Source organism: Pseudomonas cuatrocienegasensis (genome assembly GCF_900110925.1).
Classification (GTDB): Bacteria; Pseudomonadota; Gammaproteobacteria; order Pseudomonadales; family Pseudomonadaceae; genus Aquipseudomonas; species Aquipseudomonas cuatrocienegasensis.
Map to the genome: position 1 here is coordinate 139,908 of NZ_FOFP01000011.1, position 19,351 is coordinate 159,258.

A 19,351-nucleotide genomic window follows, 5' to 3' on the forward strand; every position below is an offset into this window, starting at 1 on the left:
AAAGTCAGAGGAACCAAAGATGAGTAGCGGACGTATCGTTCAAATCATCGGCGCCGTCATCGACGTGGAATTCCCGCGTGACAAGGTGCCGAGCGTTTATGAAGCGCTGAAAGTAGTCGGCGCCGAAACCACCCTGGAAGTTCAGCAGCAGCTGGGCGACGGCGTGGTACGCACCATTGCGATGGGTTCGACCGAAGGCCTCAAGCGTGGCCTGGACGTCGACAGCACTGGCGCAGGCATCCAGGTACCGGTCGGGGTGAAAACCCTGGGCCGTATCATGGACGTGCTGGGCAACCCGATCGACGAAGCTGGCCCGATTGGCGAAGAAGAGCGTTGGGGCATTCACCGTGCCGCACCGAGCTACGCCGAACAAGCTGGCTCCAACGAGCTGCTGGAAACCGGCATCAAGGTTATCGACCTGGTTTGCCCGTTCGCCAAGGGCGGTAAAGTCGGTCTGTTCGGTGGTGCCGGTGTCGGCAAGACCGTAAACATGATGGAACTGATCCGTAACATCGCCATCGAGCACAGCGGTTATTCCGTGTTCGCCGGTGTGGGTGAGCGTACTCGTGAGGGTAACGACTTCTACCACGAGATGAAGGACTCCAACGTTCTCGACAAGGTAGCCCTGGTTTACGGTCAGATGAACGAGCCACCAGGCAACCGTCTGCGCGTTGCGCTGACCGGCCTGACCATGGCCGAGAAGTTCCGTGACGAAGGCCGTGATGTCCTGTTCTTCGTGGACAACATCTACCGCTACACCCTGGCCGGTACCGAAGTATCCGCACTGCTCGGCCGTATGCCGTCGGCAGTGGGTTATCAGCCGACTCTGGCCGAAGAAATGGGCGTTCTGCAAGAGCGCATCACGTCGACCAAGACCGGTTCGATCACCTCGATCCAGGCCGTCTACGTACCTGCGGACGACCTCACCGACCCGAGCCCGGCGACCACCTTCGCCCACTTGGACGCCACCGTTGTACTGTCCCGTGACATCGCTTCCCTGGGTATCTACCCAGCGGTCGATCCACTCGACTCGACGTCGCGCCAGCTGGACCCGAACGTCATCGGCCAGGAGCACTACGACACCGCTCGCGGCGTTCAGTACGTGCTGCAGCGTTACAAAGAGCTGAAGGACATCATCGCGATCCTCGGCATGGACGAACTGTCGGAAGAAGACAAGCAGCTGGTATCCCGTGCTCGTAAGATCCAGCGCTTCCTGTCCCAGCCGTTCTTCGTGGCTGAAGTATTTACCGGTTCGCCGGGCAAGTACGTCTCCCTGAAAGACACCATCGCGGGCTTCAGCGGCATCCTCAACGGCGACTATGACCACCTGCCGGAGCAGGCGTTCTACATGGTTGGCGGTATCGAAGAAGCCGTAGAAAAAGCCAAGAAGCTGTAATCGGTGCGCCCGGCAACGGGCGCTCACGGTCTGGCTGATGCCTGTTGGTGTGGCCTTGCACTCGATGTATCGGGTGCCAAGGCGCTCAGCAGGCCTCAGACGATCGATACGTGAGGTTAGATATGGCCATGACAGTCCATTGCGATATCGTCAGCGCTGAAGGGGAAATCTTCTCCGGCCTGGTGGAAATGGTAATCGCACACGGCAACCTCGGCGACCTGGGGATTACCCCGGGCCACGCGCCGCTGTTGACCGACCTCAAGCCAGGCCCGATCCGCTTGATCAAGCAGGGTGGCCAGGCCGAGGTGTTCTACATCTCCGGCGGCTTCCTCGAAGTCCAGCCGCATACTGTGAAGGTCCTGGCCGACACCGTACAGCGCGCTGCCGACATTGATGAAGCAGCCGCTCAGGAAGCCCTCAAGGCTGCTGAGAAGGCGCTGAACGAGAAGGGCACGGAGTTCGATTACGGCTCCGCCGCCGCTCACCTGGCCGAGGTTGCAGCTCAGCTGCGTACCGTCCAGCAGCTGCGCAAGAAGTTCGGCGGCTAACGCCAAGGCTTCATCGCATGCGAGTAAAAGGGTAGCCTTGGCTACCCTTTTTCTTGGGCGTTGGTTTTGTGCTGTCGGTGGTCTGCCTGGCCAACTTATCCACAGTACCTGCAGTGACGCCTTTCCATTCTTCTGCCGTGCGGTTATCCACAGGTGGGCATGAAGCCCACACGACCGCCGTTCTGTTCAGGATTTTTGCCCATGTCGCTCGATATCGTCATTCTCGCCGCCGGCCAAGGCACCCGCATGCGTTCGGCCCTGCCCAAGGTGCTGCACCCGGTTGCCGGCAAATCCATGCTCGGGCATGTCATCGACACCGCTCGCCAGCTCAAGCCACAGGGTATTCATGTGGTGATCGGCCATGGCGCGGAGAAGGTTCGTGAGCAACTGGCGGCGGATGACCTGAACTTCGTCATCCAGGCCGAGCAGTTGGGCACCGGCCATGCCGTGGCCCAGGCGTTGCCGGCGTTGACCGCCGAGCGCGTGCTGATTCTCTATGGCGATGTGCCGTTGATCGAAGTCGAAACCCTGCAGCGCCTGCTGCTGCAGGTCAGCGAGCAGCAGCTCGGCCTGCTGACGGTCAACCTGAACGACCCCACCGGCTATGGCCGCATCGTGCGTGATGAACAGGGCGTGGTGAAGGCCATCGTCGAGCACAAGGACGCCAGCGAGGCGCAGCGCAAAATCTGCGAAGGCAACACCGGCATTCTCGCGGTGCCCGGCAAACGCCTTAGCGACTGGCTGGGCCGGTTGTCCAACAGCAATGCCCAGGGTGAGTACTACCTGACGGATGTTATTGCCATGGCCGTGGCCGACGGCCTGGTGGTGGCCACCGAGCAGGCGGCGGACGAGATGGAAGTGCTGGGCGCCAATGACCGCATCCAGCTTTCGCAGCTTGAGGGCCACTATCAGCAACGCTTCGCCAACCGTCTGATGGCGCAAGGCGTCACCCTGATCGACCCGTTCCGCTTCGATGTACGCGGCGAGGTCAGCGTCGGCCGCGACATCACCATCGATATCAACGTGATCCTCGAAGGCAAGGTGGTGATTGAGGACGACGTACAGATCGGCCCGAACTGCGTGATCAAGAACTCGATCCTGCGCAAAGGTGCCATCGTCAAAGCCAACAGCCATTTGGAAGGGGCCGAAGTGGGTGAGGGCGCCGACTGCGGCCCGTTCGCCCGCTTGCGTCCCGGCTCGGTGCTGGGTGCCAAGGCCCATGTGGGTAACTTCGTCGAGCTGAAGAACGCCAAGCTGGGCGAGGGCGCCAAGGCCGGTCACCTGAGCTACCTGGGCGATGCCGAGGTCGGCGCGCGCACCAACATCGGCGCCGGCACCATCACCTGCAACTACGACGGCGCCAATAAACACCGCACCGTGCTTGGTGAAGACGTGTTTATCGGCTCTAACAGCGCTCTGGTTGCGCCGGTCACGCTGGGCGACCGCGCCACCACGGGCGCTGGCTCGGTAATTACCGGTGATGTGCCGGATAACACCCTGGCGGTCGGCCGCGCCAAGCAGCGCAATATCGAGGGCTGGAAGCGGCCGACCAAGAAGACCTGATGGAGTTGGCAAGGATGCCTTTACGCAAACGCTGGATAATACCGGTGCTGTTTCTTGTCTGGGCCTTGCTGCCGGAATGGCCGCAGATTCCGGTGCAGGACGCCAGTGCCCGGGACTGGAATCCGCATACCTTCTGGTTTGAACCTTGGGGCCGCTCCGGCGTGCACAAGGGCATTGATATCTTCGCCAAACGCGGTGCGCCGGTGCGCTCCAGCAGCTATGGGGTGGTGCTGTTTCGCGGTGAGATCGCGCAGGGCGGCAAGGTGGTGGTCGCCCTGGGGCCGAAATGGCGCATTCATTATTACGCCCATCTGCAAACCGTCGACGCCTACCCAGGCCAACCGCTGCTGGCTGGCAGCCTGCTGGGTACGGTTGGCGATACGGGTAATGCTCAAGGCAAACCGGCGCACTTGCATTACTCGGTTGTCAGCCTGCTGCCGTTACCTTGGCGTGCGGACGAGTCGACCCAAGGCTGGAAGAAGATGTTTTATCTGGACCCCAACCAGCTTTTGCAAACGCGCTGAATTGGCCTGGGTACCCCTGCCAGATGTCGATTCCCGCTTGACGAAAAACTTCGATTAGGTTTTGATTCGCGTCATTATCTTTCGAATCGAAACTTAAACATGTCGAAGCGCAACACTCCGCAACGTCGCCACACCATTCTTGCCCTGCTCGCCGAGCAAGGTGAGGTAAGTGTGGACGCGCTGTCGAAAGCCTTCGCCACCTCGGAAGTGACCATCCGCAAAGACCTCGCCGCCCTGGAGAAAAACGGCCTGCTGCTGCGCCGTTATGGGGGCGCTGTGCCAATGCCCCAGGAGTTGATCGGCGAGCCGGCACAGCCGGTGTCGTCTTACAAACAGGCCATCGCCCGTGCCGGTGTGGCGCGTATTCGCGAGCATGCGCGGATCATCATCGACAGCGGCACCACCACCGCGGCGATGATCCCGCAGTTGGGCTACAAGCCCGGTCTGGTAGTCATGACCAACTCGTTGAACGTGGCCAACGCCCTGCGTGATATCGAGCACGAGCCGGTGCTGCTGATGACCGGCGGCACCTGGGACCCGCATTCCGAGTCGTTCCAGGGCCAGGTCGCCGAGCAGGTGCTGCGTTCCTACGACTTCGACCAGTTGTTTATCGGCGCCGATGGCATCGATCTGCAGCGCGGCACCACCACCTTCAATGAACTGCTGGGCTTGTCGCGGGTGATGGCCGAGGTGGCGCGCGAAGTGGTGGTGATGGTCGAGAGCGACAAGATCGGCCGCAAGATTCCCAACCTGGAGCTGCCCTGGGGCAGCATCCATACCCTGATTACCGATGAGCGTCTCGCCAATGAGGCGCGCGAACAACTGATGGCCCGTGGGATCAAGCTGATCTGCGCGGCCGTCGACGTCTAAGCAAGGAGAACAGACTATGTGTGGCATTGTGGGCGCCGTCGCCGAGCGCAGCATCACCGCCGTCCTGGTCGAGGGCCTCAAGCGCCTCGAGTACCGTGGCTACGACAGCGCCGGGGTGGCCCTGCTCGACGACCAGGGCGTGCTGCAGCGTCGGCGTCGGGTCGGCAAGGTCAGCGAGCTGGAAACCGCCCTGAGCAGCGAGCCGCTGCCGGGCCGCCTGGGCATCGCCCATACCCGTTGGGCCACCCACGGCGCGCCGAGTGAGCGTAACGCCCACCCGCATTTCTCCGGTAGCGATCTGGCGGTGGTGCACAACGGCATTATCGAAAACCATGAGCAGTTGCGCGAACAGCTCAAGGGCCTGGGTTATGTGTTCAGCTCGGACACCGACACCGAAGTCATCGTCCACCTGCTTGACCACAAATTGAAAAGCCAGCCGGACCTGACCGCAGCCTTGAAAGAGGCGGTCAAGGAATTGCACGGTGCCTATGGCCTGGCGGTGATCAGTGCCAAGCAACCGGATCGCCTGCTCGCCGCGCGCAGCGGCAGCCCGCTGGTGATCGGCCTGGGCCTGGGCGAGAACTTCCTCGCCTCTGATCAGTTGGCCCTGCGCCAGGTGACCGACCGCTTTATGTACCTGGAAGAAGGCGATATCGCCGAGATCCGCCGCGACAGCGTGCAGGTCTGGGCCGCCGATGGCCAGCCGGTGGTGCGCGAAACCGTGCAGTACCACGAAGGCGCCGAAGCCGCCGACAAGGGCGCGTACCGCCACTTCATGCTCAAGGAAATCCACGAGCAACCCAAGGTGGTGCAGCGCACGTTAGAAGGCCGTTTGGGCAGCGATCATGTGCTGGTGCAGGCGTTCGGCCCGCTGGCTGCCGAGTTGTTCGCCAAGGTGCGCAACGTGCAGATCGTCGCTTGTGGCACCAGCTACCACGCCGGTATGGTCGCCCGTTACTGGCTGGAAGAGTTGGCCGGGATTCCCTGCCAGGTCGAGGTGGCCAGCGAGTTTCGCTACCGCAAGGTGGTGGTGCAGCCCGACACCCTGTTTGTCAGCATCTCCCAGTCCGGCGAAACCGCCGACACCCTGGCTGCCCTGCGCAACGGTAAAGAGCTGGGTTACCTGGCCAGCCTGGCGATCTGCAACGTCGGCATCAGCTCCCTGGTGCGCGAGTCCGACCTGTGCCTGCTGACCCTCGCAGGCCCGGAAATCGGTGTGGCCTCGACCAAGGCCTTCACCACCCAGCTGGTCGCACTGATGCTGCTGACCCTGTCCCTCGGCCAGGTGCGCGGCACCCTGGATAAAGCCCTGGAGGCTGAACTGGTCGACGAACTGCGCCGACTGCCGACGCGTCTGGGCGAAGCCCTGGCCATGGACAGCGTTGTGGATAAGATTTCCGAGCTGTTCGCCGAGAAGCACCACAGCCTGTTCCTCGGCCGTGGCGCGCAGTATCCGGTGGCGATGGAAGGTGCGCTCAAACTCAAGGAAATCTCCTACATCCATGCCGAGGCCTACCCGGCCGGCGAGCTCAAGCACGGGCCATTGGCGTTGGTGGACAGCGATATGCCGGTGGTCACGGTGGCGCCAAATAACGAGCTGCTGGAAAAGCTCAAATCCAACCTGCAGGAAGTGCGCGCCCGTGGCGGCGAGCTGATCGTCTTCGCCGACGAGCAGGCCGGCATGCGCAACGGCGAGGGCACCCACGTGGTGAACATGCCGCATATCCACGATGCCCTTGCACCGATCCTCTACACCATCCCGCTGCAGCTGCTGTCCTACTACGTCGCTGTGCTCAAGGGCACTGACGTCGACCAGCCGCGCAACCTGGCCAAGAGCGTGACTGTCGAGTGAAGCGCGCGGACGTGATACAGCGTTTGGCCGCGGGCGTGGTCTTCGAGACCCAGGTCATCACCAACCCGGCCAATACGCGGGAGTGGATTCTGCTGCTGAGCAAAGAGGCGGGGCGCAGCTATTTTCTGGTTGATGACGCGGAACAGGTGGAGTCCTTTGCCAGCCTCGACGGGCTGATTGCAGAGCTGCGCCAGTTGGGTATCAAGCGGGTCGAGGTACAGCTCTAACAGGCGAGGTGGTGCATGCCCATCAATTACGCCCGACGGCTAATTGGCAGCGAACGCAGTGACACGGCGAACCGGCATCTTGGGTTTGCCTTGGCCTTTGTCGCTGGGGCGATCAATGCCGGGGGCTTTCTCGCCGTCCAGCAGTACACCTCGCACATGACCGGCATCGTCTCGTCGATGGCCGACAATATCGTCCTTGGTGCCCATGGGCTGGTGCTGGCCGGGCTGGGCGGGGTGGTTTCGTTCCTGCTCGGTGCCGTCTGCTCGACCCTGATGATCCATTACTCGCGGCGCCGCCAGCTGCACAGTGAATACGCCCTGCCGCTGTTGCTGGAGGCCGTGTTGCTGCTGTGTTTCGGTCTCCTGGGTAGCCTGCTGGCGACGGTTGCCGGGCTGTTCGTGCCGCTGACGGTGATGCTGCTGTGTTTCATCATGGGCCTGCAAAACGCCCTGATCACCAAGCTGTCGCGCGCCGACATCCGCACCACCCACGTGACTGGCATCATCACCGACATCGGTATCGAGCTGGGCAAGCTGTGTTACTGGAATCGCAGCCCTGGCCTGCCCAGCGTCGGGGTGGACCGCCAGCGGCTGCGCATCCTGCTGACGCTGTTGGGCTGTTTCTTCCTCGGCGGGGTGCTCGGCGCACTCGGCTTCAATTATCTGGGCTACGTCTCCACCGTGCCGCTGGCGCTGTTTCTGGTGCTGCTGGCCGGCGTGCCGGCGGTGGACGATGTGCTGAGGTGGTTGCGCAGGCGTTTGGCGAGCTGAAGCGCCTCAACGTCGATAGAGATGCCGATGTTCGGCGTCATACAGTGCCGATTCGGCAAAGGCGCCGGGGTCGAGCACCCGCCCGACCAGGATCAGCGCGGTGCGGCGAAAGTCCTTGGTTGCGACCTTTTCCTCGATATCGCCCAGGGTGCCGAGTACCCAATCCTGATCGGGCCAGCTGGCCCTGTGGATAACTGCGATGGGGCAGTCGACGCCATAGTGCGGCAGCAGCTCGGCGACAATATTCGGCAAGTGGCGCACACCCAGGTGGATGGCCAGGGTTGCGCGGTGCTGCGCCAGCTCGCCAAGGGACTCGCCTGCCGGCATCGGTGAGGTGGTGCCGTAGCGGGTGAGAATGACCGTCTGGGCGATGCCGGGCAGGGTCAGCTCGGCTTCCAGCAGCGCCGCGCAGGCGGCGGTGGCGGTGACGCCGGGGATGATCTCGAACGGAATGCCAAGGGCGCGCAGCTCGCGAATCTGCTCACCGATGGCGCCGTACAGCGAAGGATCGCCGGAGTGCACCCGGGCCACGTCCTGGCCGCGCTCGTGGGCCTGGCGTAGTAACTCGATAATTTCCGCCAGGTGCAGCTCGGCGGTGTTCACCAGCTGTTCGGCGTTATGGCCGTCGAGCACTGCTTCAGGCACCAGGGAACCGGCGTAGAGAATCACCGGGCAGCTGCGGATCAGGCGCTGGCCCTTGACGGTGATCAGCTCAGGGTCGCCGGGGCCGGCACCGATAAAGTAGACGGTCATTGCGTGTCCTTGCGGGTAATCAGCGCCAGCGCACAGGTGGCGCTGGCGCTGCGGGTTTTGCCACCGAGTAGACGCGCCTCGCAGCCACCCAGGCGAGTGGCCAGGGCCAGGGCGCAGGGTTCGGCCACGGCGGGGCTGCCAGTGGTGCTGAGGGTCAGAGCGGCGCCATGCACGTGGGCCTGGAAGGGTGTCAGCTCATCAGGGCTAAAGCAGGTCAGTGGCAGACCCAGGCGGTCAGCCAGGGCGAGCAGGCCGGCTTCCTCGCGCTTGTGCTCAATACTGGCCAGGCCGACCAGGTTATCCACAGTCAGTTGCTGGGCCGCCAGCGTCTCTTCAAGCAGTGTGGATAACTCATCCAGCCCGCAGTCACGGCGACAGCCCAGGCCTGCAACCACCTGGCGCGCGGGTGCAGCGAGTGGAACGGTTGGGCTGGGCATTATCACGGGCGCTCATACGGGGCAGCGGCGTAGCTCAACATGGTGTCCTCCACCGGTCAACCGTGAAGGGTGCAACCTATGCAACCACTGTAGCCTGGGCGCGGTTATCACCGTTATCCGCCTTTATTTTCCAGATTTAAAAGACAGCTGTGTATGACTGGTTGAAATAGGAACCATTCGCGATTAATGTGCTCGCGGTCGCCATATCCCCCCATGGCGCCTTACCCCGGTTGGCTTGGGCTGCGCCATGTCGTCACCTGAAACGGATTCGATCATTCCTCTCGACGTGCTCTACGGCACACACCACGGTTGGCTGCATGGCTGGCTGCGGCGTTCGGTCGGTTGTTCGCAGCAGGCGGCGGATCTGGTTCAGGACACTTTCGTGCGCTTGCTGGTGCGCGGCCAGCCGATTGAAAGTCGTGCACCGCGGGCCTTGTTGGCGCGTATCGCGCGCGGGCTGCTGATCGACCACTGGCGGCGTGACGCGCTGGAGCGGGCCTACCTTGATGCATTGGCGCAGTTGCCTGAGGCGCTGCATCCCTCGCCCGAGGTGCGTCATGAGGCCCTGCAGTCTCTGGAGCGCATTGCCCAGCTGCTCGATGGCCTCAAACCGGCCGTGCGCGACGCCTTTCTGCTGTACCAGCTCGGCGGCCTGAATCATGCGCAGGTGGCGCAGCAGTTGGGTGTTTCCAGCCGCACCGTTGAGCGCCATGTGGCCAATGCCCTGCTGCACTGCTATCGCCTGTGTTTCGAGGATGGCCAGTGAGCGCAGTGAAGCGTTTGCCTGAGCCCATCGTGTGCACGGCGATCGAATGGCAGATGCGCTTGCGCGGCAATGCCGGTAACCCCGAACTACAGCGGCAGCTGCAAGACTGGCTGGATCAGGACGAGCTGCATCGCCTGGCCTGGCAGCGCTTGCAGCAGATGGCCGGCTTGTTTCAGGTCAGCCAGATGCCCGGTTCCGGGCAGGCCATTCCGCTGTTGCAACGCGCCAACGCTGACCTGAGCCGCCGACGCATGCTCAAGGTGTTTGGCATCGGCCTGGCGGCAGGCGGTGCTACCTTGCTGGCCACGTCTGTCCCCTCTGCCTGGCATGCCGATTTTGCCACGACCACCGGGGAGCGCCGGCGAGTGAGCCTGGGGGATGACACCCAGGTGCTGCTCAATACCGGCAGCGCCCTGGATGTACGGGGCAAGGCATTGCTGCTGCGTGCCGGCGAAGTGCTGGTGGAGGGTGCGCAATGGCAGGTGCGTTGTCGTTTTGCCGAGTGCACGGGGCGGCAGGCGCGGGTGCTGCTGCGTGAACGCGACGGCTACAGCGAGATCCGTGTCGAGCGCGGCGAGGTGCTGGTGGCCGCCGGGGCAGGGCAGCGCTGGTTACAGGCGGGCGAAGGTGTGGCGGTGTCGGCAGCGAACATGACCGCGCTCGGCAAGGGTCCGCTCGATCCCTTTGCCTGGGCCCGTGGCCTGCTGCTGGTCAACGACATTCGCCTGGCCGACTTTCTCGCCGAGGCCGGGCGCTACCGTCAGGGCTGGCTGGGCTGCGACAGGACGGTGGCCGATTTGCGCCTTTCCGGGGTCTTTCGCCTGGATCAGCCGGAGTTGATGCTGCACAACATTACCCAGCTGCTGCCGGTGGCCATCGTCGAGCACACGCGCTGGTGGGTGCGCATCGTGCCCGTCGCCTAAAAAAATTGTCGGATTTCTGCGACTTGTCCGGTTAGGGGATATCACTCCCTCAATGGATACCCTCATGCGTTCTGCCAGGCCACTGCCGTCCACGCTTCAGCCCCGTACCTTATCGACCGCCATCTGCCTGGCCCTATCGCTGCTGGGCGGGACAGCGAGCCTGCCGCTGCAGGCCGCCGAGCCGGCTTCCAGCGTTGCTGCGCCGAGTGTTCCGGCCGGGCCGCTGGATCAGGCCCTCAACCTGTTCGCCGAGCAGGCGGGCATTACCCTGTCGTATTCCCCGCAGATGGTCCACGGGCTGCGCAGCCCGGGTGTGGCAGAAGGTGAGTCACTGGACGACGGGTTACGGTTGCTGCTGGCTGGCACCGGCCTGGTCGCCGAGAAAACTGCCTCGGGTTATGTGGTACGGCTCAGTCAGTCCGACGCCAGCTATCAGCTGGAGCCCATGACCATCAAGGCCACCTTGGCGCCGGGTGCCTTTGAGCCGGTGCCGGGTTATTTCGCCAGTAACGCCAGCAGTGCGACCAAGAGCGATAAGCCGATCCTGGAAACCGCGCAGAGCATCAGCGTGGTCACCGCCGAGCAGATGGCTGATCGCAAGGTCGACCGGGTCGAAGATGCAGTGGCTTACAGCGCCGGGGTACGCGTGGGCAGCTCGGGCCTCGACCCGCGCTTCGACCAGATCAACATACGCGGCTTTGAGACGACCATGTCCGCCGACTTTCTCGACGGCTTGCGTCAGCCTTATAACGGCTGGCTGTCCATCTATGGTGCAGAAGCCTTCGCCCTGGAGCGCGTCGAAGTGCTCAAAGGCCCGGCCTCGGTGCTCTATGGCCAGATCAGCCCCGGCGGCATGGTCAACCGGGTGAGTAAGCGGCCGAGCGTGCTGGCGAAGAATCAGGTTGAAATCCAGGGCGGCAGTCATGACCACCGCCAGGGCCAGTTCGATGTCGGCGGCAAGCTGGATGAAGACGGGGACGTGCTGTTTCGCACCGTGGGCGTTTACCGCGATGCGCAGTACGACATCGAGCAACTGAACAACGATGTGCGCCTGCTGGCCCCGTCGTTGAGCTGGCAGATCGATTCGGCCACCAGCCTGACCCTGCTGGCGCAGTACCAGGAGCGCGAGACAGCGGCCTCGCCGATGCTCTACCAGGACGGTGACCATCTCACCGACTTCTGGCAGGGCGATGAGTACTTCGACAAGCTCGGGCAGCGCCAATGGACCTTCGGTTACGAGTTCGAGCACGCCTTCAACGACAGCCTCAGCGTGCAACAAAACCTGCGCTACGGCCAACTGAACACCACCAACCAATACTTGCAGCCCAACGGCACCATCACCAACGGCGTGATGGAGCGCGATGCGGTGGGCGTGTACGAGGACATGGATTCGCTGACCTCCGACACACGCCTGGTTAACCGCTTCGCCACCGGCGAGCTGCAGCACACCCTGCTGAGCGGCTGGGATTACACCTGGTTCGACAGCTCGGTGTTGTATGCCACGGGGCCTGCGCCCTCCATCGACATGGGCGCGCCGGACTACCACCAGCCGGTCAGTAAGCCGACCGCTGCGCTGGCCGACCAGGACAGCCTCACCCAGCGCAGCGGCCTGTACCTGCAGGACCAGATCGAGCTCGAGCGCTGGCGTCTGTCCGTCGGTGTGCGCCGCGATTGGGTGCATGTACGCAACAGCAACAACCTGACCGATACCCATACAAAAACCAGCGACTCCGCCACCACCTACCAGCTCGGCGCGCTCTACCTGTTCGACAACGGCCTGGCGCCCTATACCAGCTACGCCGAATCATTCCTGCCGCAGAGCGGGAGCAACGCCAGTGGCCCGCTCAAGCCCACCGAGGGCAAGCAGTACGAAGTCGGCCTGAAGTACCAGCCGCCCGGCACCAGCGCGATGTTTACCGCCTCGCTTTACCACCTGACCCAGGAAAACGTCTCGACCCGCGACCCGGTCGACCCGCTCAACACCGTGCAGACCGGCGAACAGGTCTCCCGTGGTCTTGAGCTGGAGGCGGTCGCCGACCTGAACGAGCGCCTGAGCCTGACCGCTGGCTACAGCTACAACGACCCTGAGGTGACCAAGAGCAACGACGGCAACGAGGGCAAAGACCCGAAAGACGTGCCGCGTCACCTGGTCTCGCTTTGGCTGGACTACAACCTGCCCTCGGGCCTGGGCTTTGGTGGCGGCGCCCGCTACACCGGCAGCGTCTACGGCAATGACATGAACACCGTGAAGAGCGAGGACTACACCCTGGTCGACGCCGTCGTGCGCTACGACTTCGGCGGTGGCCTGGACGGCGTACGTGTAGCCCTCAACGCACGCAACCTGTTCGACAAGCAGTACATCAACTGCCAGGCCGGCTTCTGCTACCGCGGCGAAGCTCGCAGCCTGGTCACCAGCCTGAGCTACAGCTGGTGAGCGGCGTAACCTGGCTGCGCGCATTGACCATGCTGGGCTGCATGTTGGTGGGCGGCCTCGCCGTCGCCCAGGTCGAGCCGGTGAGCCTGGACGGCAGCGAGCAATGGGCGATGAAAAGCGCCGAGGGCCGCGATTACCGCATCATGGTCAGCCTGCCGGAGGGCGACGTGCCCTATACCGGCGGCTACCCGGTGATCTACCTGCTCGACGGCAACGCCTATTTTCCGGCCTTCCACGCCGCCAAGCGGGCGCAGAAGCGCTGGCGTGGCGCGATTCTGGTGGCCATCGGTTACCCGAGCGATACACCGCTGGATTTCAAACGCCGCGCCTTCGACCTGTCGCCGCCGCAGCTGCCCGAGCGCAACGACCCGCCGCAAGGCGGCCAGGACCTATTTCTCGATTTTATCGAGCAGCGCCTGATGCCTGAGGTCAACCAGCGCTTCAAGGTCGATCAGGACCAGCGCAGCCTGATTGGCCACTCCTTCGGCGGCATGTTCGGTATCTACGCTTTGTTCACCCGCCCGGCTTTGTTCCAGCATGTCGTGGCGATCAGCCCGAGCCTATGGTGGCGTGACCGCTACCTGCTGGCGCACGAGCGGGCGTTTACCCAGCAGGCCCATGCCGGGCAGCTGGATCTGACCCACCGCAGCCTGACCATGTGGGTGGGCGACCGGGAAATGCCCCAGGAAATTCAGGACGTGCGCTCCCTGCAACTGCGCCTGGAGAACCTCTCGCAATACGGGCTGCGCAGCAACTTTCAGCTCGAAGCGGGCGAGGACCATATGTCGATTCCCTTCCGGGTGACTACCCAGGTGCTGGAGGAGCTGCTCAGCACAAGGCGCTTCTAAACGGCGTTGGGCCGCCGCCACCGGTCAAGCGTGATTGACCGACTGCTGCGGCCTGCGTAGCCTTCCCTCCGTTCGAGGTTCTTTGTGGGCAAACCCACAAAGCTAAGAGGGAACAGGGTCCCCATGCCCTGGCTGCCCCCGCAACTGTGAACGGTCTTAAATCCTTCGACACACCACTGCCATTGGCGGGAAGGTGAAGGATGGCGCGATGCGCAGGCCGTGAGCCAGGAGACCTGCCTCGTCACGCTTTCGACAACCGGGCGGGGTGATCCGGTGGTGTTGGCTGACGCCTGCGTGGCTGTCATGTCTGTGCCGCCTGCCTGCTCGCTTTTTCCGACGCTATGCAGGATTCGCCATGAAAACCCTCGCCAAACTTCCCGTTACCATCGTCACCGGCTTTCTCGGTGCCGGCAAAACCACGCTGCTGCGTCATCTGCTGGCCCATTCTGGCGGGCGGCGTATCGCGGTGATCGTCAACGAGTTCGGCGAGCTGGGCATCGACGGTGACCTGCTCAAGCAATGCTCCATCGGCTGCAGTGAAGAAGAAGCCAATGGCCGCGTCTTTGAGCTGGCCAACGGCTGCCTGTGCTGCACCGTGCAGGAAGAGTTCTTCCCGGTGATGCGCGAGCTGGTGGCGCGCCGTGGCGACCTCGACCATATCCTGATCGAAACCAGCGGCCTGGCGCTGCCCAAGCCGCTGGTGCAGGCCTTCAACTGGCCGGAAATCCGCAACGCCTGCACCGTGGATGCAGTGATTACCGTGGTCGACAGCCCGGCCGTGGCCGCCGGCACCTTCGCTGCTTTCCCCGACCAGGTGGACGAACAGCGCAAGCTTGACCCCAACCTCGACCATGAATCGCCGCTGCATGAGCTGTTCGCCGACCAACTGGCCAGCGCTGACCTGGTGATCCTCAACAAGGCCGACCTGCTCGACGCCGCGGCGCTGGCCGCCGTGCGCGCCGAAGTGAGTGAGGAGCTGCCGCCGGCGGTGAAAGTCATCGAAGCCCACGGCGGCGAGCTGCCGTTGGACGTGCTGCTCGGCCTGAACAGCGAAACCGAGCTGCACATCGACAGCCGCCGCACCCATCACGACGATGAGGACGAGGACCACGATCACGACGAATTCGCCTCGTTCCACGTGGAACTACCGGAAGCCGACGAGACGCGCCTGCTGGCGGCTCTCAAGGACACAGTGGCCAAGCACGGCATCCTGCGGATGAAAGGCTTCGCCGCCATCCCCGGCAAACCCATGCGCCTGCTGGTGCAGGGCGTCGGTCAGCGCTTCGACCGCCACTTCGACCGCGCCTGGCAGGCCGATGAGCCGCGTATCACCCGCCTGGTGGTGATCGGCCAACAGCTTGATCACGCGGCCATCGAGGCCGAGCTGCAGTCGGCATTGGCCTGATGGAAATGTGGGAGGGGCTGGGCGGCACCCCGCTTTAGCCGCGATCCAATTCGCGGATAGTCGCGGCTAAAGCGGTTCGCCGCCCGGCCCTCCCACGATTCGCGCCTTCCTCGGAACGATCATGCACCTACTCCGCACCCAACCCGGCAGCCAGGTCCCGGCCGACAGCATCGCCGACCTCGGCCAGACCCCGGCTGAGCTGGTGATCTTATGCACCGGTGATTCCCAGCTGTCGCTGCTGGCCGAGGTGGCGCGGCAGTTGCCGGCGGACTACCCCAGCCTGCGTCTGGCCAGCCCGGCGCAGTTGAGCAACAACGCCTCCATCGACCTGTACGTCGAGCAGGTGCTGCAGCACGCCAAGGTGATCCTGATCGCCGTGCACGGCGGCGTGAGTTATTGGCGTTACGGCATCGAGCGGCTGGTCGAGCTGGCCGAGCGTGGCGCGCAGGTGGCGATGATGCCCGGCTGCGACAACACCGACCCGGAGCTGATGGGCCTGAGCAACGTGCCGGCGGCCGAGTGCGAGCGGCTCTGGCAGTACCTGCGCCAGGGCGGCGCGCAGAACGCCCACAACCTGTTCAACTGCATCGCCAGCCAGTGGTTACAGCGTGATTACCCCTGGGCGGCGCCCCAGGCCTTGCCGCGTGTCGGCCTCTATCATCCACAGCGCAGTCAGCCAGACCTCGATGACTGGCGCCGCGACTGGCAGGCCGGCGCGCCGGTGGTGGCGCTGCTGTTCTACCGCGCCCAGGTGCAGGCGGCCAATACCGGGTTTATCGAGGTGTTCTGCCAGCGCCTGCGGGCCCAGGGCCTCAACCCGCTGCCGATTGCCGTGGCCAGCCTCAAGGAAGCCGCGTGCCTGGCCCAGGTCGAGGCGTGGCAGGATGAAACCGACACCGCGCTGATCATTAACACCACCGCTTTCGCCCTGTCCAACCCGGAGGCGCCCAGCGCGCGGCCGTTCCGGCGGGATATTCCAGTGCTGCAGGCGATCTGCGCGCTGGACAACCTGGAGCAGTGGCAGGCCAATGCCCAAGGCCTGGGCGGTCGCGACCTGGCCATGCACATCGTGTTACCGGAGCTGGACGGCCGGCTGATCACCCGGCCGATCAGCTTCAAGGGCCTGGCCTGGCGCAGCGAGCGCAGCCAGAGCGATGTGGTCTGTTATCAGCCGCACCTGCCGGGGATGGACTTTATCGCCAGCCTGGCGCGCAACTGGGTGGCCCTGGCCACGACCACCAATGCCGACAAACGCATCGCCCTGGTGCTGGCCAACTACCCGACCCGCGACGGGCGCATCGGCAATGGCGTCGGCCTCGATACCCCGGCGGCGGCGCTGGGCATCCTTCAAGCCTTGCAGGCCCAGGGCTACCCTGTGGATAACCTGCCGGCGAGCGGCACCGAGCTTATCCACAGGCTGTTGGGCGGTGTGACCAACGACCTCGATAACCTGGACCAGCGGCCCTGTGCGCAAAGCCTGGCTATGGCTGACTATTTGGCGTTTTTCCACAGCCTGCCCGAGGTCAACCAGCAGGCGGTGCTGGCGCGCTGGGGCAGCCCGGAGCAAGACCCGATGTTCCGTAGCGGGCGTTTGATGATTGCCGGCCTGCGCTTTGGCCTGACCTTTGTCGGTATTCAGCCGGCGCGGGGTTATCAGGTGGACGCAGCGGCGGTCTATCACGACCCGGACCTGGTGCCGCCCCACGGCTACCTGGCGTTCTACGCCTGGCTGCGTCGTGAGTTCGGTGCCCACGCGGTGATCCACGTCGGCAAGCACGGCAACCTGGAGTGGCTGCCGGGCAAGAGCGTGGGCCTGTCCGAGCAGTGCTGGCCCGGCGCGATTCTTGGTCCGCTGCCCAACATCTACCCGTTTATCGTCAACGACCCCGGCGAAGGCGCCCAGGCCAAGCGGCGTACCCAGGCGGTGATCATCGACCACCTGATGCCGCCGCTGACCCGCGCCGAAAGCTACGGGCCGCTGCGCGATATCGAACGCCTGGCCGATGAGTATTACGACGCCAGCCAGCTCGACCAGCGCCGCGCCCTGGAGCTGCGTGGCGAGATTCTGCTCAAGGTGCGCGAAGCCAGCCTCGACCGCGAACTGGGCCTGCAGCTCAACGAAGACCCCAATAGCTGGCTGCCGCAGCTCGATGCCTACCTCTGCGATTTGAAGGAGTCGCAGATCCGCGATGGCCTGCACGTATTCGGCGAATCACCGGCCGGCACCCTGCGCCGCGACACCTTGCTGGCGTTGCTGCGCATTCCCCGGGGCGACGGCCTGGGCGGCAACGCCAGCCTGCTGCGCGCCCTGGCGGACGACCTTGCGCTGGCCTTTGATCCGCTCGACTGCGACATGGCTGCGCCCTGGAATGGGCCGCGTCCCGCTGCCTTGCAGGCTGTGGATAACTGCACCTGGCGCACCACCGGTGACACCCGCGAGCGCCTGGAACTGCTGGCCTTGCAGCTGATCGAGGCAACGGATTTTGACGCCGCTGGCCCGAGCAGTCGCCAGGTGCTGCAGCGCTTGCATGATGAGGTCGCGCCGCGCCTGGATGCCTGCGGCCCGGCAGAAATGCACGGCCTGCTGGCGGCGCTGGAGGGGCGTTTTGTTCCCGCTGGGCCAAGTGGCGCACCGAGCCGGGGCCGGCTGGATGTGCTGCCCACCGGGCGCAACTTCTTCACCGTCGATGTGCGTAACCTACCGACGCCGACCGCCTGGCGCATCGGCGTGCAAGCGGCGGATCGCCTGCTCGAACGCCATCTGCAGGACCACGGCGACCACCTGCGCCAGCTCGGCCTGTCGATGTGGGGCACCGCGACCATGCGCACCGGCGGCGATGACATGGCCCAGGCCCTGGCGCTGCTCGGTGTGCGCCCGGTGTGGCAGGCTGGCAGCCAGCGCGTCGAACGCTTCGAGGTGCTGGCGCTTGAGCAGCTCGGCCGCCCACGGGTGGACGTGACCCTGCGGGTGTCCGGCTTCTTCCGCGATGCCTTCAGCAACCTGATCCGCCTGTTCGACGAGGCGGTGCAGGCGGTGGTCGATCTGGATGAGCCGGAAGACATGAACCCGCTATCGGCGCGGGTCTGGCGCGAATCCCTGGCCCTGCAGGACAGCGGTCTGGACGAGTTCGAGGCGCGCAAACAGGCCGGCTGGCGGGTGTTCGGCTCCAAACCTGGGGCTTACGGCGCCGGCGTGCAGAACGCCATCGACCAGCGCCTGTGGGAAACCCGCGCGGACCTGGCCGAGGTCTACCTCAACTGGGGCGGCTACGCCTATGGCGCGCACAGCGACGGCGCCCCGGCGCGCGCGCAGTTCGCCGAGCGTCTGGAGCAGATGCAGGCGGTGCTGCACAACCAGGACAACCGCGAGCACGACATTCTCGATTCCAACGACTACTACCAGTTCCAGGGCGGCATGTTGGCAGCGGTGGAAACCCTGCGCGGCGCCAAGGTGGCGAGCTACCACGGCGACAACAGCCAGCCCGACAACCCGCGCATCCGCACCCTCAAGGAGGAGCTGAACCGCGTGGTGCGCGCCCGCGCGGCCAACCCCAAGTGGATCGACGGCATGAAGCGCCACGGCTACAAGGGCGCGTTCGAGCTGGCGGCGACCATCGACTACCTGTTCGCCTTCGACGCCACCAGCGAGCTGGTCGACGACCACCAGTACGCGCTGCTTACCGATGCCTACCTGCTCGACAAGGACACCCGCGACTTTATCCAGCAGCACAACCCCGGCGCCCTGCAAGACATCCTCGAACGCCTGCTCGAAGCCCAGCAACGCGGCCTCTGGCAGGAGCCCGGCGCGTATCGCGAGGCGCTGGAAAACCTGCTGATCGACAGCGAAGAGTCTTAAAAAGCCTCGCGGCTAAAGCCCCTCCCACAGGTAACAGTTGTCGTCGTGGGAGGGGTTTTAGCCGTGAACCGGTTGGTTGGAAACAGTGGGTAGCCTGGGTTGAGCAGCGCGATACCCGGGGCATCTCCTTTCTCCCGGGTGTCGCTGCGCTCGACCCAGGCTACGGTGTCGGTTGACC

At 64.2% G+C, this 19,351-nt stretch carries 16 protein-coding genes, 1 pseudogene and 1 riboswitch; of the genes and pseudogenes, 14 read left to right on the forward strand and 3 right to left on the reverse strand.

Features of this window, described 5'->3' with window-relative positions; all coding sequences use genetic code 11:
* Nucleotides 1-19: 19 nt before the first annotated feature.
* From atpD to BMW49_RS16050, 8 genes and pseudogenes are all read left to right on the forward strand, one after another.
* On the forward strand, nt 20-1,396 hold the full coding sequence (gene atpD / locus BMW49_RS16015) for a F0F1 ATP synthase subunit beta (RefSeq protein WP_069519397.1): 1,377 nt from the start codon (nt 20-22) through the stop codon (nt 1,394-1,396).
* Nucleotides 1,397-1,518: 122 nt separating this feature from the next.
* Entirely contained in the window at nt 1,519-1,944 is a 426-nt protein-coding gene (locus tag BMW49_RS16020) for a F0F1 ATP synthase subunit epsilon (protein WP_069519398.1), read from the forward strand.
* Nucleotides 1,945-2,145: 201 nt separating this feature from the next.
* Nucleotides 2,146-3,507 carry a bifunctional UDP-N-acetylglucosamine diphosphorylase/glucosamine-1-phosphate N-acetyltransferase GlmU gene (gene glmU / locus BMW49_RS16025; protein WP_069519399.1) on the forward strand — a complete coding sequence of 454 codons (1,362 nt, stop codon included), beginning with the start codon at nt 2,146-2,148 and terminating at the stop codon, nt 3,505-3,507.
* A 14-nt stretch (nt 3,508-3,521) separates the two neighbouring features.
* Entirely contained in the window at nt 3,522-4,031 is a 510-nt protein-coding gene (locus BMW49_RS16030) for a M23 family metallopeptidase (RefSeq protein ID WP_069519400.1), read from the forward strand.
* A 99-nt stretch (nt 4,032-4,130) separates the two neighbouring features.
* On the forward strand, nt 4,131-4,901 hold the full coding sequence (locus BMW49_RS16035) for a DeoR/GlpR family DNA-binding transcription regulator (RefSeq protein ID WP_069519401.1): 771 nt from the start codon (nt 4,131-4,133) through the stop codon (nt 4,899-4,901).
* A gap of 16 nt (nt 4,902-4,917) precedes the next feature.
* Entirely contained in the window at nt 4,918-6,753 is a 1,836-nt protein-coding gene (gene glmS, locus BMW49_RS16040) for a glutamine--fructose-6-phosphate transaminase (isomerizing) (RefSeq protein ID WP_069519402.1), read from the forward strand.
* Entirely contained in the window at nt 6,750-6,980 is a 231-nt protein-coding gene (locus BMW49_RS16045) for a hypothetical protein (RefSeq protein WP_069519403.1), read from the forward strand. The genes glmS and BMW49_RS16045 overlap by 4 nt, the downstream gene beginning before the upstream one ends.
* A 15-nt stretch (nt 6,981-6,995) precedes the next feature.
* A pseudogene (locus BMW49_RS16050) lies at nt 6,996-7,748 on the forward strand (YoaK family protein); the annotation flags it as partial.
* 9 nt (nt 7,749-7,757) lie between these two features.
* On the opposite strand, the gene cobM reads toward BMW49_RS16050, so the two are convergent.
* Together cobM and BMW49_RS16060 are read right to left on the reverse strand one after the other, a co-directional pair.
* Nucleotides 7,758-8,504, reverse strand: coding sequence for a precorrin-4 C(11)-methyltransferase (gene cobM / locus BMW49_RS16055; protein WP_069519405.1), 747 nt, complete (start codon nt 8,502-8,504; stop codon nt 7,758-7,760).
* Nucleotides 8,501-8,941, reverse strand: coding sequence for a cobalamin biosynthesis protein (locus BMW49_RS16060; protein WP_069519406.1), 441 nt, complete (start codon nt 8,939-8,941; stop codon nt 8,501-8,503). The genes cobM and BMW49_RS16060 overlap by 4 nt, the downstream gene beginning before the upstream one ends.
* A 247-nt stretch (nt 8,942-9,188) precedes the next feature.
* Here BMW49_RS16060 and BMW49_RS16065 point away from each other — a divergent pair, with 247 nt between their 5' ends.
* From BMW49_RS16065 to cobN, 6 genes are all read left to right on the forward strand, one after another.
* Complete coding sequence (locus BMW49_RS16065; RefSeq protein WP_069519407.1) at nt 9,189-9,707, forward strand: sigma-70 family RNA polymerase sigma factor; 519 nt, start codon at nt 9,189-9,191, stop codon at nt 9,705-9,707.
* On the forward strand, nt 9,704-10,630 hold the full coding sequence (locus BMW49_RS16070) for a DUF4880 domain-containing protein (protein ID WP_244168356.1): 927 nt from the start codon (nt 9,704-9,706) through the stop codon (nt 10,628-10,630). Before BMW49_RS16065 ends, BMW49_RS16070 begins: the two co-directional genes overlap by 4 nt.
* 64 nt (nt 10,631-10,694) lie before the next feature.
* Entirely contained in the window at nt 10,695-13,064 is a 2,370-nt protein-coding gene (locus BMW49_RS16075; RefSeq protein WP_244168357.1) for a TonB-dependent siderophore receptor, read from the forward strand.
* The gene (locus BMW49_RS16080) at nt 13,061-13,912 is read left to right on the forward strand and encodes an alpha/beta hydrolase (RefSeq protein ID WP_244168358.1); all 852 of its coding nucleotides are present in this window, start codon (nt 13,061-13,063) and stop codon (nt 13,910-13,912) included. Before BMW49_RS16075 ends, BMW49_RS16080 begins: the two co-directional genes overlap by 4 nt.
* A gap of 58 nt (nt 13,913-13,970) precedes the next feature.
* Nucleotides 13,971-14,167, forward strand: a riboswitch (cobalamin riboswitch).
* Nucleotides 14,168-14,267: 100 nt separating this feature from the next.
* Complete coding sequence (cobW, locus tag BMW49_RS16085) at nt 14,268-15,317, forward strand: cobalamin biosynthesis protein CobW (RefSeq protein ID WP_069519409.1); 1,050 nt, start codon at nt 14,268-14,270, stop codon at nt 15,315-15,317.
* A 121-nt stretch (nt 15,318-15,438) separates the two neighbouring features.
* A complete protein-coding gene (gene cobN, locus BMW49_RS16090; protein ID WP_069519410.1) occupies nt 15,439-19,173 on the forward strand; it encodes a cobaltochelatase subunit CobN in 3,735 nt (1,244 codons plus the stop codon).
* Here the strand turns inward: cobN and BMW49_RS24985 are convergent.
* A partial coding sequence (locus tag BMW49_RS24985) for a hypothetical protein (protein ID WP_208600973.1) occupies nt 19,170-19,351 on the reverse strand: 182 nt, incomplete at its 5' end. The genes cobN and BMW49_RS24985 overlap by 4 nt on opposite strands.